This is a genomic window from Arthrobacter sp. ISL-48, from assembly GCF_018613805.1.
Taxonomy (GTDB): domain Bacteria; phylum Actinomycetota; class Actinomycetes; order Actinomycetales; family Micrococcaceae; genus Arthrobacter.
On record NZ_JAGGPL010000011.1, the window covers coordinates 41,682 to 55,062 of the forward strand.

Sequence of the window (13,381 nt, forward strand, 5' to 3'; positions counted from 1 at the left end):
AGATCTCGTTCAAGAAGCGGTCCGGCGTCCGTTCCCGGTGATCACAGGATCCCCGGAATGGCGTCGTCGGTTTCAGAGAATGCGGTCTCCTTCTCTGCCAGGTACTCGTTCCAGGCTTGGGCATCCCAGATCTCGGCGCGGGTCCCTGCCCCTATAACGGCCAGTTCCCTGCCGAGGCCTGCGTACTCCCGGAGCGCCGGTGGAATGGTCACACGCCCCTGCTTGTCAGGTACCTCGTCCGAGGCTCCAGAGAGAAAGACGCGAATGTAGTCCCGCGCCTGCTTGGAGGAAATAGGCGCCTCCCGCATTTGCTCGTGGACCCGTCCGAATTCCTGCTCACTGAAGACGTAGATGCAGCGCTCCTGGCCCCTTGTGAGAACCAGGCCGCTGGCGAGTTCCTCACGGAACTTAGCGGGGAGGATGATCCGGCCCTTTTCATCCAGACGCGGTGAGTGTGTGCCCAGGAACACTGGCCCACCACCTGTCTGCCGTCAGGAACTGCACATCCCCCGTATTGCAACTACCCTCTTATATCCTCCACATTACTCCACTTTCCCCCACAGTCAACGCAAGATGAGCCACCGTTCCCCCATTTGGACGAACTCTGCCCTGTTAAACCGGGTGAAGTGGCCGTGGTGGAAAGTGGAGGGGTTGAACGCGGCGCTGGGCTTCAACGCAACGTCGCTCACTTAAGGCACGCCGACTTTGACGCAACAGACGTCGCTTAAACGCAAAAGACCCGCCATAGCGGGTCTTTTTGCTGCGGCCCCGGGGCCGGCTGGAGGAAAGTGGAGGACCGATGCAGCTGCATCGGTCAGCTTGGCGGTACCTGCACATCAGGGAGGATTGCCGCATCGTGAATGGGCAACTCAGGAGAGATTGGTGCCTTAGAAAGAGTTAACGCCTCAGGATTCGCCGCGGCGCCGTTCGTCCCAGCGCTCTTCCAGGCTACTCATGAAGGAACTGCGGGATTTGCCCGACTTCCCGGCACTGCCAGCGGGACGAGGCTTACCGCCTGCGGAGTTACGCATCGTGGCAAAGTAGACGCCGCCTCCCATAACGACGAACCCCAGAACGCCAACGAAAATGTTTTGGAGCGTGACGCCCACCAGGAGGAGGAAGATCCCTGCCAACGCGCAAAGGACGCCGATCACCACATGCCGGGTGGACCATGAGCGGCCCGGGTCCGAGCCCATTGAATTAGCGAACTTTGGATCGTCCTCGTGCAGCTGCTTCTCCAACTGCTCAAGCAGCTTCTGTTCGTGCTCCGAGAGGGGCATCACGACCTCCTTAAGTAGGCCAACGTCCGGGCTGGTCCCAGCCAGTGCTTCTGCTCGGATAACGACCGGCACACCGTAGAGGTTCCCGGTCCGCCGGCGGTGGCGGAACTGGAGTCCACGGCATGTGGCCGCGTGAGCGACAGCATGTTCAGGAGGTCCGGCAGTATCTGAAACTATGTACCTCTAAGGATAGTTTGTTGGAGGCCGTTCTGAAAGACGGCACTGACTTTCCGGATCCGCTCCTTCGGGCCTGAAATCGGGGCTATCCTTGACCGTTTCCTGAATCCAGCAACCGGGCAGGCAGGACTGATTTGCTCCCGAATTTCCGGCTCACCCTGTCGAGCGCTTGCTCAGCTGCACGCCAGTTATCGTCCCTGCGGTCAAGGCTCAGCTGAAGGGACGTCTGAGCCGTGTCTTCCAACTGCTCTGCCCGGATGCCGACAAGCCGCACCGTCATGGTCCTGTCTCCCAGCGACTCGAGAAGCTGGAGCGCAACAGCATAGATCAGCTGGGCACTGTCCACCGGCGTATGAACGGTGCGGCTACGCGTGATGGTGGAAAAATCGGCGTAGCGCAGTTTCAATGCCACGGTCCTGGCCACCAGCCCGGAACCGCGCAGCCGTTCCGCTGTCCGGTGGGAGAGTCGAAGCAGTTCGCGGTGGAGAATGGCGTCGTCGCCGGTGTCCACGGCAAAGGTTTCCTCCGCCCCGATACTCTTTTCCACCCTCAGCGGAGTCACGGGCCGCGGATCTATCCCCCATGACAGCCGGTAGACATGCTCTCCGGTGACGCCCAGCACCTTCTTGAGTGAAGGCAAAGGAGTGGCTGCCACGTCAGCTACGGTCCTGATGCCCATGCGGGCAAGAACGTCTGCGGTTTTGGCTCCGACTCCCCACAACGCCCCCACCGGCAGGCTATGCAGGTAAGGCACGGTCTCCTCGGGTCCGATCAGCAGGAGCCCGTCCGGCTTGCAGCGGGTGGAGGCAATCTTGGCCACGAACTTGCTTGCCGCGATACCCACGGAAGCTGTGATGCCCAGCTCGTCGGCCACCCGGCGCCGGATCAGTTCCCCGATTTCGCGCGGTGGCCCCAACCGGCGGATGGCGCCACCGACGTCCAGGAAGGCTTCGTCAACGCTGAGAGGCTCCACGAGTTCGGTGATCGACTCAAAAATACCCATGATCTGGGCGGAGACCTCATAGTACAGTTTGTGCCGCGGTTCGATAATGACGGCATTGGGACACATACGCGCCGCGATGACCATGGGCATGGCGGATTTCAGTCCGAACGCACGGGCCTCGTACGACGCCGAGAGGACCACCGAGCGGTCCGCCGGGTAGCCGACGATCACAGGCTTGCCGCGGAGCTCCGGCCTGGTGCGCAATTCCACTGACACAAAGAATGCGTCCATGTCCACGTGCATGATGCAGCTGCGCCTGAGCTCCCGAAGACGTGCTTCGGTTTGCTGGTTGATCGGCTCGGGCCCCACAACTGCAATCCTAGCCTTTGGTACTGACTAAACTGGAGGCTGAATCCGGCATCAACACCAGGAGGAATGTCCCTGTGACGGTCATTGGAAATCTTAAACCAGCACGTTTGGCCGCTCTCGCGGCCGGTGCCGTACTGGTGCTCGCCGCTTGCAGTCCGGCGGCTCCTGGAGTGACCGCCTCCTCCACAAGCACTCCGTTGCAGGCCACAACCCAGTCCACCGCCACAGCTTCTGCCAGTCCGTCCGCTTCGCCAGGGACCTCGGCTACCGTGGGGGCGCTCGTTGCAGGCTTCCCGCAAAAGCTCCTGCCCCTGATGCCCGGCGCCACAGTGATTTCCAGCAGCTTTGACAAGGGTGCGACGCCGGCAACCGTAGCACTGGTGGCCAGCGTCACGTCCCCCACTGCCGCCGTCGTCGACTTTTACACCAAGGAGCTGGAGGCCCAGGGCTTCAAGGCCGTGCCGGGTGAGGCTGTCGGCTCGGTAGCTTCCAAGGACTTTGTGCGGGGCGACAACGAAACGGTTAATCTCGCGGTGGTGGAAGCGGCCGGCGTTTCCACCTTCACTGTGGGCGCCAACGTGGCAGCTGAGTCAGCAAAGTGACGGTAGCTGAGCAGCTGCGGCTTGAACAGACGGCATTTGTGGCGGCTGTCGCAGGCGAGCTTACAGACTTTCTCGCTACCCGACAGTCGGTGATGGCAGGCATTTCCCCCGACATCGACCCCATCATGGGCTCCATTTCCAACCTCGTGACGGGCGGCAAGAGGCTCCGTGCCCTGATGTGCTACTGGGGCTGGCGCGGTGCAGGCGGGGATCCGGAGGCACGTCAGATAGTGACGGCAGGATCAGCGCTTGAGCTTTTCCAGGCCGCGGCACTGATCCATGACGACATCATCGACCGATCGGACACCAGGCGCGGCGGTCCCAGCGTCCACCGCCGCTTCAGCCAGCTGCACGATGCCCAGGGGTGGGCCCTGGACAGTGAACGCTTCGGGCACGCCGCCGCCATCCTGACCGGTGACTTGTGCCTGTCCTTCAGTGAAGAAGCCTTCACTGATATCGGCGAACAGGCCGCGGCCGGGAGCCGGGCACGGCTCATCTTTAACCTGATGCGTGCCGAGGTCATGGCAGGACAATATCTGGACATCCTGGAGGAAGTGGCCGGGCCGGTCAGGGACCGGGCCGGGGCCGTCACCCGCGCCCAGTCCATCATCAGGTTCAAGTCGGCCAAGTACTCCACTGAGCACCCGCTGGCCCTGGGCGGCGCTCTGGCAGGAGCGCCGGATGTGTTACTCAGGGGTTATTCAGCCTTTGCCCTGCCGCTGGGCGAGGCATTCCAGCTCCGCGACGATGTCCTGGGCGTCTTTGGCGATCCGGTCACCACCGGAAAACCTGCCGGCGATGATCTCCGTGAAGGCAAAAGGACGGTGCTCGTGGCCTTGGCACTGGACCAAGCATCCGCCGACGAATCCGCGTTTATCGACGCCAAACTCGGCAGCCCGGATCTTGGTGATGAAGACGTAGCTGAAATCCGGCGCATCATAGAGGAGTCCGGAGCCCTCCAGGCCACCGAAGTGCTTATTGGCGAATTCGGCACCGCGGCATTTGAGGCTTTGGAAATCCTGCCCCTGGACGAGTTGCCGAAGACGGCGCTTCGCAGGCTCGCCGAAGCAACGGTCAGCCGCGCATCCTGAGCCCGGGAATTACCGGCAGTTACCAGGCCAGGGTTTGTGCCCTGCGCCGGATTTCCGTTTTGCGGCCTTCACGCAGCGCATCAATGGGACGCCCCCGCAATGATTCGTCCGCAGTGAACAGCCAGACAATCAGTTCCTCATCGGAGTAACCTGCATCGGACAGGACAACGATGGTGCCCTTAAGGCTGTCGACAACTTCCCCATCTTGGATAAAGGCGGCAGGCACCGACCTTATCCGGCGTTCCCCCACCCGTAGAGCGGCCAACGCGCGCTCATCAATGAGGCCGTGGACTTTCGTGATGGAAACGTCCAACAACTGCGCGACATCGGGCAAGGGCAACCACTCGCCAACAAGGATTTCTACATTACTCACGCATCAAGGTTGCCATGGCGGGCACCCGGGAGCCTAGTCCGTGCAATTTCAGGATGGGACGCTGGAACGCGGCCAGCTTGAAGGCAAGAAGACGACACCCCAAAAAACTCTCATTGCCGGCATTGACCGAATTGTTGTGCTAAATGGGATTTCATGAGAGATTCACATAGATCACATCTGTAACAGCAATAACTTCAGTAACACTAGTATCAATAATCAAGCCGCACCGCCGCATCCGCATCACCGCACCCGCAGTTGAGAAGAGGATTCCTTCCATGACGACGTCCCGCTCGCCCCAGCCACCCAGGCCGAGTCTGCCCTTGATCGCCGCCACTACGGCAGCCTTGCCCGCAGTGGTCCTGTCGTCACTCGCCCTCGCCCAGCCTGCTACCGCGGAGCCACGTCCACGGGCTATCCCCGCCACCCTCGCTGCCGCCATGCAAGCGCAGGCCGCGAACACCGCAGCACCCTCCCGCATCGCGGCGGCTTCGGTCTCCACCACCATTCCCGCGGCCTTCCGTCCCGCCCAGCCGTCAGCTCCTGCGGAATACATGATTGCCCGCGGAGACACCATCAGCAGCATCGCGGACAAGTACGGACTCGACACCTACGAGGTCCTCAAGCTCAATAACCTCCAGCCGAACACCATCATTTATCCCGGCCAGAAGATCAAACTGTCCGCTTCCGGGGCCGATACTGCAGCTGCACCGGCAGCCCCTGCCCCTGCCGCCGCGGCTGGAGCCGGTGGCAGCTACACAGTGAAGGCTGGCGACACCCTCAGCGCCATCGCGGCAGGCCATGGCGTGAAGCTTTCCGACGTATTGAGCTGGAACGGCCTGAACATGCGCTCCATCATCCACCCCGGGCAGAAGATCAAGGTCGGCGCTGGCGAAGCCGCTCCTGCGGCCGCCCCGGCTACCTCAGTCCAGCCTGCCGCAGCCCCAGCCGCCCCGGCACCAACTCCCGCCGCTGCACCGGCAGGTTCCTACACGGTCAAGGCAGGCGACACTCTGTCCGCGATCGCTTCCAGGCACGGCGTCAAGCTTTCCGACCTCCTGTCAGCCAACAGGCTCAGCATGACATCGGTCATTTACCCCGGCAACAAACTGGCCATCCCAGGCGCTTCGGTGCAGCCTGCCTCAAGCCAGCCGGCCGCCAGCGTCACCCCGCTCGTGCCGAGTTCCTTCCTCGGGTTCAGTTACCCCGCGGCCGTGGTCAACTCGGCGAACGAAAACAAGGCACTGCTCAATGCGTCCCCAGTCCCATCCAGGGAGGAGATGCGGTCTATCGCCTCGGACACGGCGCGCCAGATGGGCGTTGAACCATCCCTGGCCCTGGCATTCGCTTATCAGGAATCAGGGTTCGACCAGCGGGCTGTATCCCCCGCCAACGCCATCGGAGCGATGCAGGTAATCCCGACGTCCGGCCAGTGGGCCTCGGACTTGGTGGGCCGCAAGCTCAATCTGCTCAATCCCTATGACAACGCAACCGCCGGAGTGGCCATCATCCGTCAGCTGATTGCCACCAGCAAGGACCTGGACAACGCGATTGCAGGCTACTATCAGGGCCAGTATTCCGTGAGCAAGAACGGCATGTACGACGACACGAAGGCCTATGTGGAAGCCATCAAGGCCCACCAGAAAAATTTCCGCTGAGCCCTCCAGAAACTGAGCCATCCAGAAAAGAACGCCCGCACCGCACGTCAGAGACGAGCGATAACGATACGGGTCCGGATCGCATGTCGATTCGGACCCATTTCTTTGCGGCATTAGGATCGAAGGGTGCAGGAACATGTGTCTGACCGACTAGTCGGGACGCTGGTGGATGACCGCTACGCCGTCCGGTCGAAGCTGGCGCGCGGCGGCATGTCAACGGTGTACCTTGCCACGGACCAGCGGCTGGAACGGGATGTGGCACTCAAAGTGCTGCACCCACACCTGGCTACTGACGACACGTTCCTGGGCAGGCTTGGGCGCGAAGCGAAGTCGGCAGCAAGGCTCTCCCATGCCCACGTTGTGGGTGTGCTGGACCAGGGCAACGACGGACAGACCGCCTACCTGGTGATGGAATACATCAAGGGGCACACGCTCCGGGATGTCATCAATGCCAAGGGAGCCCTGCCTCCCAGGCTTGCGCTTGCACTCATCGACCCGGTGGTGGAGGGGCTTGGCGCGGCCCATGCGGCCGGTTTGATTCATCGCGACGTCAAACCTGAGAACGTCCTTATTGCGGACGACGGCCGCATCAAGATCGGTGACTTCGGCCTGGCCCGTGCCGTCACCACTTCCACCAGCACCGGTGCGCTCATCGGCACGGTGGCCTACCTCTCCCCTGAGCTTGTCCTGGGCAGGCAGGCCGATGCCCGCAGCGACATCTACTCGGTGGGGATCATGCTGTACGAGATGATCACGGGCCAGCAGCCATTCGGCGGCGACGTCCCCATCCAAGTCGCCTACCAGCATGTCAACGGTACCGTTGGTCCGCCGTCCGCCCTGGTACCCGGGCTGGCGGCGGAAGTCGACGAACTGGTGCAGTGGTGCACGGCCAACGATCCCGAGAAGCGGCCGGTAGACGGCAACGCATTGCTTCAGGAGCTGCGCCATATCCGCACCAACCTCACAGACTCCGAGCTGGATCTTCAGCCACCGGCGGCCTTGGCGGCGGGCGCCCATAACCCCACCGAGATCATCGCGCGCACCAGCAACCCCACCGCGGTCATGTCGCCCCTCGCCCGTCCCGGCCAGCAACCACCTATGGGGATGCAGCCCCCACAGGGCCCGCAGGCCACGTCCGTCCTCCCTGCCACGCCTGATGCGGGGCACCAGCGATCTGCGGACTATGGCGCTTTCATTCCACCCACGCCGGTCCTAAGCAAGCGGGCCCAGCGCAAAGCCGATGTGGAAGACGAGAAAGCCAGGTCAAGGGCCGCTGCGACCCCCTTGCGGAGCCTGCGGGAAGGCAACCCACGCCGGCGTGGTGCCCTGTGGGCGCTGATCCTCATCATCGCCGCCCTCCTGGCCACTGGGGCAGGCTGGTTCTTCGGCCTGGGGCCAGGGTCACCGGGAACCATTCCATCGGTCGCCAACAAGACTGTGGCCCAGGCCCAGCAACTATTGACGGACGCGGGCTTCCAGTCCCGCACCAGCGATGTTTTCGACGACGACGTCCCGTCAGGGCTTGTGGTGGGTTCCCAGCCAGAAGCCGGGACCGAAATCAGGAAATTCCAGTCCGTGTCGCTGTTTGTCTCCAAGGGACCGGAACTTTTTGGCCTTCCTGAGTTGACGGGCAAGACACTCGATCAAGCCAAGGACGCCCTCAACAAGGCGGAAATGGCGCTGGGAAACATCACGGAAAAGTTCGATGAGGGGACCGCCGCCGGTGTTGTGCTGGCTCAGGACCCGGCGTCCGGAACGCCTTCAAGGCACGGAACGCCCGTGAACCTCACCGTCTCCAAGGGGCCACAGCCAATCCCAGTGCCCTCGGTCGTCGGCCGTGGCCAGGACGATGCCGTAAAAGCCATCGAAGCGGCAGGTCTCAAGGCTGTCATCTCGCCGGAAAAGGTCAAGGACAAGAAGATCCCCAAGGGCTCAGTAGCCAGCCAGTCGCCGCCATCCGGGACGCTGACCAAGGGCGGCACGGTGACGCTTACCATATCGGATGGCCCCAAACTCGTGGATGTTCCCAGCTACATCGGCAAGCAGGCCTCGGACGCCCGCAAAGCACTGGAGAAGCTCGGCTTTGAAGTCCGCGTGAACAATATCCTGGGCGGCTTCTTCGGGACGGTCCGCGACCAGGATCCCGTGGACACAGCCGTGCCCGAAGGCTCGGTCATCACCCTGACAGTCGTGTAGCCGGTTCCGCCCGGCCACACGACCGTCCGCGCCGGTTCTTCCCGGCGCTCAGTTCTTCCCGGCTCAGTTCTTCAGGGCGCTCAGTTCTTGGCCAGGGCGCCGGCCACCAGGAAGGCCATTTCGAGCGACTGCATGTGGTTCAGGCGGGGGTCGCAGACCGACTCATAGCGGTCAAGGAAGGCCTCCTGGTCCACGGGGTCGGCGCCGCCGAGGCACTCCGCGACGTCGTCGCCGGTCATCTCGACGTGCAGGCCGCCCGGCACGGTACCTAGGGCCTGATGCACCTCGAAGAATCCGCGCACCTCGTCGATGACGTCATCGAAATTCCGGGTCTTGTAGCCATTCGGTGAGGTGACGGTGTTGCCGTGCATCGGATCGGTAACCCAGAGGACCTGCGCGCCAGAGGCTGTGACCTTCTCCACCACGGCGGGCAGTTTCTCCCGGATGTTTCCGGCGCCCATCCGGGTGATGAAGGTGAGGCGGCCCGGTTCCCGTGCCGGATCCAGCTTGTCGATGAGGCGCAGGGCGTCGTCGCCGGTGGTGGAAGGGCCAAGCTTGACGCCGATAGGGTTTCGCACCCTCGACAGGAAGTCGATGTGTGCGTGGTCAAGCCCGCGGGTGCGCTCCCCGATCCACAGGAAGTGTGCCGACGTGTCGTAAGGGAACCCGGTGCGGGAGTCGATCCGGGTCAGCGCGCGCTCGTAGTCCAGCAGCAGCGCCTCGTGGCTGGCGAAGAACTCCACGCGCTTGAGCGCTTCGAAGTCGGCGCCGCAGGACGCCATGAACTGGATCGCGCGGTCGATGTCCCGGGCAAGGGACTCGTAACGGGCGTGGGCCGGGTTTTCGGTGAAGCCCTTGTTCCACTGGTGCACCGAGCGCAGGTCCGCGAACCCGCCCTGCGTGAACGCCCTGATGAGGTTCAGGGTGGAAGCGGAGGTGTGATAGGCCTTGAGCATCCGGGCGGCGTCGTGGCCTCGGGACTCAGGGGTGAAGTCGTAGCCGTTGACGATGTCCCCACGGTAAGCCGGAAGGGTTACGCCGTCGCGGGTCTCGTTATTGGATGAGCGTGGCTTGGCAAACTGGCCGGCCATGCGGCCCATCTTGATCACCGGCATTGCCGCACCATAGGTGAGCACCACTGCCATCTGGAGGATGGTCTTGACCCGCGCACTGATCTTGTCCGCGGTGGCGGCGTCGAATGTCTCGGCGCAATCGCCGCCCTGCAGCAGGAATGCCTTGCCCTGGGCCGCGGCGGCGAGCCGCTCGCGGAGGATGTCCACCTCGCCGGCGAAAACCAGCGGCGGCAGGATGGACAGTTCCTTGACCGAGGCGTCAAACACGTCCTTGTCCTGCCAGCTGGGCTGCTGGGAGATGGGAAGGTCTCTCCAGTCGTCAAGGCCAGGATAATGGGCGGCTCCGCTCTGGGCGGTGCTGGACAGCGAGAAGGCGGGTCTTGCGGATAGCTCAGTCACCCTCTAAGACTAATGTGCCCCGGGGGCATCGGGACACCCGGCCGTCACGCGTCTGGAGTGGACCGTCACAGTCAACCAGCCGCGGAGGCCTCGTCTTCACCGTCACCTTCCGGCTCGGGTGCTGTTGTTCCGGCGGCTTCAGTGAACGGCTCCTTCTGCTTTCCCGCAAGCCGCAGCTTCACCACCGCGGCATATTCGTCCACGTATTTTTGGCCGGAAAGGCGCATCAGCTCGAACATTATTTCATCGGTCACTTTGCGCTGCACGAGCCGGTCCTCGGCCTGCCCCTGGTACCTGCTGAAATCCAGCGGCTCCCCGAAGATCATGCCAATCCGGCGGATGTTAGGCAGCCGTTTGCCGATGGGCTGGACCTTGTCCGTCCCGATCATGGCCACTGGAACGACAGGAACACCGGCTTGGAGCGCCAGCCGGGCGACTCCCACTTTGCCCCGGTAAAGGCGCCCGTCAGGGCTGCGCGTGCCTTCGGGATAAATCCCCAGCAGTCCGCCACCCCTTAGGACCTCCATGCCCGCATCGAGTGAAACTGCCGAAGCTGCCCCGCCGGACCTGTCCATGGGCAACTGGTTGGTGAGGCGAAAGAAGAGGGCCGTGAGGCGTCCCTTGAGCCCGGTCCCCGTGAAGTACTCGGCTTTGGCCAGGAAAACCACCGGCCTGGACACCATGAGCGGCATGAAAATCGAATCGGAAAAGGACAGATGGTTGGAGGCGATAATCGCAGGGCCCTCGGCTGGAACGTTGTCCAGGCCCTTGACCCAGGGGCGGAAAAGAAGCCCCAAGACCGGACCCAGGAAGATCCTTTTCATGACCCAATAAAACACGTGACGAACCTCTCCCCGACGGCGCCTGGCGGGCCCCGCATCGGGCCTGACCAGCACTCGAATGCAACCCTACTCTAGTGAGATTTGTCCCGAACAGTGACACGATGGTGTCATGACAGAAAGCAGCATTCCGCCCCGGCCTGCCGCTTTCAGCTACCCCGGCCATGGATCCAACGCGAGGATCGGAATTGCCATCTGCCATGGCTTTACCGGCAGCCCGCTCAGTGTGCTGCCTTGGGCTGAGCATCTTGCCTCCCAGGGGTTTGCCGTCTCCGTGCCGCTCCTGCCCGGCCACGGAACGGATTGGAGGCAGCTTGCGCTCTCGAGCTGGCGTGGCTGGCAGGGAACCTTTGAAGCGGCATACCTGGAGCTCGCAGCCCGAACGGATGAGTGTTTCGTGGCCGGCCTGTCGATGGGCGGCGCCATTGCCTTACTCACGGCCTCGCGGCATCCAGTGGCCGGCGTGTCGGTAGTGAACCCGGGCCTCAGCTTCTATGACCGCCGGGTGCGGGTGATCGGAGTCCTCAAGTACTTCCAGCACACCACCCTGCCCATCCAGGAAGAGCAGCCGACGGCGCCGGCCACCCAGGACGGCGACTACTCTCGGACGCCGCTGGCGGCCGTGCACCAGCTCAAGAAACTCTTCGGCGCCGCCATCCGGGGGCTCCCCCGTGTGACGGCACCGGTGCAAGTGTTCAAGTCCCGCGCCGACGCTGTTGTGCCTCCTACGTCACTGGTGCTGCTGACGCGGCGCCTCGGCCCGCGGCTGGCGGAAGTGGTGGACCTCCCGGCCAGCGGCCATGTGGCTACCCTGGATGTTGATGCTCCCGAGATTTTTGCCAGATCCAGCGCGTTCTTCCTCCAGCATGCGTCCCACAACGCCGCATCCCACAACATCAGGTCGGAGACCACATGACCCAGCTTCCGGACCATAGCCCGTTCAGCAGCACTTTCCGTGGTCACGGACCGGGGATCGGGGTGGTCCTTTCGCACGGCTTCACTGGCAGCCCGCACGGCCTCCGCGCGTGGGCGCAGTCATTGGCCGATGCCGGTTTTGCCGTCCGCATGCCATTGCTTCCCGGCCACGGCACCAGCTGGCAGGAACTTGCGAGGACACGCTGGGCGCGGTGGCACGAGGCCCTTGACGACGCGTACCGGGAACTGGACGAACAGTGTGATTCCGTTTTCGTGGCCGGACTGAGCATGGGCGGGGCCCTGGCGCTAAGGATCGCGGCAACAAGGCCGGTCGCCGGCGTTGTCCTGGTGAATCCGGCGCTGGTCATCGACGATCCGCGTGCGCCCCTGGCCGGCATCCTCAAACTGGTGCTCAAAAGCACCCCGGCAATCGCCAACGACATCCTGAAGCCCGGCATGGACGAGGGTGCCTATGCGCGGACTCCGGTGGCGGCCGCCCATGAGATGAACAAGATGTTCAAGGACACCATCAGGCTGCTCCCCCGGGTCACGGCGCCGGTGAGGGTCTTCCGCTCTACCGTGGACCATGTTGTATCTGACTCAAGCATGGCCGCATTGCGCCGCGGCCTGACAAATGCGCCCTTGGAGCTGACGAGCCTGAAAAACAGCTACCATGTGGCAACGTTGGACAACGACGCAGATGAAATTTTCCGGGGATCCTCCGAGTTCATCCGGTCAGTGGTATCCGGCACCGTTCAGGCCGCGGACACCCAGGCCCCTCCCGTGCATAAAGCAGCCGCCACCTCCCAGAAAGGCACCGCCGATGCCTAAGCCAGACTCAGGCTCCCCGGACCAGAGCGCCAACCAGGACGACGCCGTCTGGCTGGATCTGGTGGCGCGCCTCGAAGGCGGTTCACCGGCCGTCGATGGTGCCTCGGATGCAGCAGATACTGCTGGCACAACGCGCCCGTCAGGCCCAAGGGATTCTGGCACTGCGGCGGATTCACCAACCGCCCCCGACGCCCCCGCCAAACAGGCCGGTTTCCGGGACTTTGATCCCCTGGGCCTGGCGGATGCCGCGCCCACTGAGCTGTCCGCGGCCGAGCGGCGGGCTGCTTCACCAGCCGGCTCCGTTCAAGGGAACCAGGGGCTGGATGGGGCCACTACCGAAGGACCAAGGGACTACGCGGTGGAGGATGACGATGGTGCCTTCGTTCCGGAGGAGCCACCGAGCCTGGCGGGCACTGATCCGCTGACCATGCTTGCGTGGCTGGGTGCGGTAGGCGGGCCGGTGGCCTTGCTGTTGTCCGTCATGTTTTGGCGGTCCGCGCCGCTGCTTGCCGTTCTGGGGATTGTGGCGGTTTTTGTCCTCGCTGTCGTCTACCTGATCATGAAGCTTCCGCAGGAAAAGGACGACGACGACGACGGTGCCCGCGTTTGAGTTAGGCCCGTCACGCCGTCTGGGGCTA

At 63.3% G+C, this 13,381-nt stretch carries 14 protein-coding genes; 7 read left to right on the top strand and 7 right to left on the bottom strand.

All coding sequences use genetic code 11. The features are described from left to right. Positions 1–41: 41 nt before the first annotated feature. The 3 genes from mraZ to dinB form a co-directional block, all read right to left on the bottom strand. Complete coding sequence (mraZ, locus tag J7E83_RS12055) at positions 42–470, bottom strand: division/cell wall cluster transcriptional repressor MraZ (protein WP_214962375.1); 429 nt, start codon at positions 468–470, stop codon at positions 42–44. A 435-nt stretch (positions 471–905) separates the two neighbouring features. Beyond that, positions 906–1,280: a DUF3040 domain-containing protein gene (locus tag J7E83_RS12060; protein ID WP_214962376.1), complete on the bottom strand. Its 375-nt coding sequence runs from the start codon at positions 1,278–1,280 to the stop codon at positions 906–908. A 262-nt stretch (positions 1,281–1,542) separates the two neighbouring features. Further along, positions 1,543–2,703, bottom strand: coding sequence for a DNA polymerase IV (gene dinB / locus J7E83_RS12065; RefSeq protein WP_214962467.1), 1,161 nt, complete (start codon positions 2,701–2,703; stop codon positions 1,543–1,545). 140 nt (positions 2,704–2,843) lie between these two features. Between dinB and J7E83_RS12070 the strand changes: the two genes are divergently transcribed. After that, positions 2,844–3,371: a hypothetical protein gene (locus tag J7E83_RS12070; protein WP_214962377.1), complete on the top strand. Its 528-nt coding sequence runs from the start codon at positions 2,844–2,846 to the stop codon at positions 3,369–3,371. Next, a complete protein-coding gene (locus tag J7E83_RS12075) occupies positions 3,368–4,462 on the top strand; it encodes a polyprenyl synthetase family protein (RefSeq protein ID WP_214962378.1) in 1,095 nt (364 codons plus the stop codon). The genes J7E83_RS12070 and J7E83_RS12075 overlap by 4 nt, the downstream gene beginning before the upstream one ends. Before the next feature lie 19 nt (positions 4,463–4,481). Here the strand turns inward: J7E83_RS12075 and J7E83_RS12080 are convergent, their stop codons facing one another. Both J7E83_RS12080 and J7E83_RS12085 read right to left on the bottom strand, forming a co-directional pair. Beyond that, positions 4,482–4,835, bottom strand: a complete 354-nt coding sequence (locus J7E83_RS12080; RefSeq protein WP_214962380.1) for an Rv2175c family DNA-binding protein — start codon at positions 4,833–4,835, stop codon at positions 4,482–4,484. 151 nt (positions 4,836–4,986) lie between these two features. Then, entirely contained in the window at positions 4,987–5,169 is a 183-nt protein-coding gene (locus J7E83_RS12085) for a hypothetical protein (RefSeq protein ID WP_214962477.1), read from the bottom strand. On the opposite strand from J7E83_RS12085, the gene J7E83_RS12090 reads away from it, so the two are divergent. Together J7E83_RS12090 and pknB are read left to right on the top strand one after the other, a co-directional pair. Then, complete coding sequence (locus tag J7E83_RS12090; RefSeq protein ID WP_214962382.1) at positions 5,111–6,490, top strand: lytic transglycosylase domain-containing protein; 1,380 nt, start codon at positions 5,111–5,113, stop codon at positions 6,488–6,490. The genes J7E83_RS12085 and J7E83_RS12090 overlap by 59 nt on opposite strands. Before the next feature lie 126 nt (positions 6,491–6,616). Further along, positions 6,617–8,686: a Stk1 family PASTA domain-containing Ser/Thr kinase gene (gene pknB / locus J7E83_RS12095; protein WP_214962384.1), complete on the top strand. Its 2,070-nt coding sequence runs from the start codon at positions 6,617–6,619 to the stop codon at positions 8,684–8,686. A gap of 80 nt (positions 8,687–8,766) precedes the next feature. Here pknB and J7E83_RS12100 read toward each other — a convergent pair whose 3' ends face one another. Both J7E83_RS12100 and J7E83_RS12105 read right to left on the bottom strand, forming a co-directional pair. Continuing rightward, a complete protein-coding gene (locus tag J7E83_RS12100; protein WP_214962385.1) occupies positions 8,767–10,158 on the bottom strand; it encodes a class II 3-deoxy-7-phosphoheptulonate synthase in 1,392 nt (463 codons plus the stop codon). A gap of 71 nt (positions 10,159–10,229) precedes the next feature. After that, positions 10,230–10,997 carry a lysophospholipid acyltransferase family protein gene (locus J7E83_RS12105; protein ID WP_311379658.1) on the bottom strand — a complete coding sequence of 256 codons (768 nt, stop codon included), beginning with the start codon at positions 10,995–10,997 and terminating at the stop codon, positions 10,230–10,232. Between the two features lie 112 nt (positions 10,998–11,109). On the opposite strand from J7E83_RS12105, the gene J7E83_RS12110 reads away from it, so the two are divergent. From J7E83_RS12110 to J7E83_RS12120, 3 genes are read left to right on the top strand one after another with little or no spacing between them, the layout of a single operon-like run. After that, positions 11,110–11,913 carry a carboxylesterase gene (locus J7E83_RS12110; RefSeq protein WP_214962388.1) on the top strand — a complete coding sequence of 268 codons (804 nt, stop codon included), beginning with the start codon at positions 11,110–11,112 and terminating at the stop codon, positions 11,911–11,913. Next, on the top strand, positions 11,910–12,743 hold the full coding sequence (locus tag J7E83_RS12115) for a carboxylesterase (RefSeq protein ID WP_214962389.1): 834 nt from the start codon (positions 11,910–11,912) through the stop codon (positions 12,741–12,743). Before J7E83_RS12110 ends, J7E83_RS12115 begins: the two co-directional genes overlap by 4 nt. Then, entirely contained in the window at positions 12,736–13,353 is a 618-nt protein-coding gene (locus tag J7E83_RS12120) for a hypothetical protein (RefSeq protein WP_214962391.1), read from the top strand. Before J7E83_RS12115 ends, J7E83_RS12120 begins: the two co-directional genes overlap by 8 nt. The last annotated feature ends 28 nt before the right edge of the window (positions 13,354–13,381 follow it).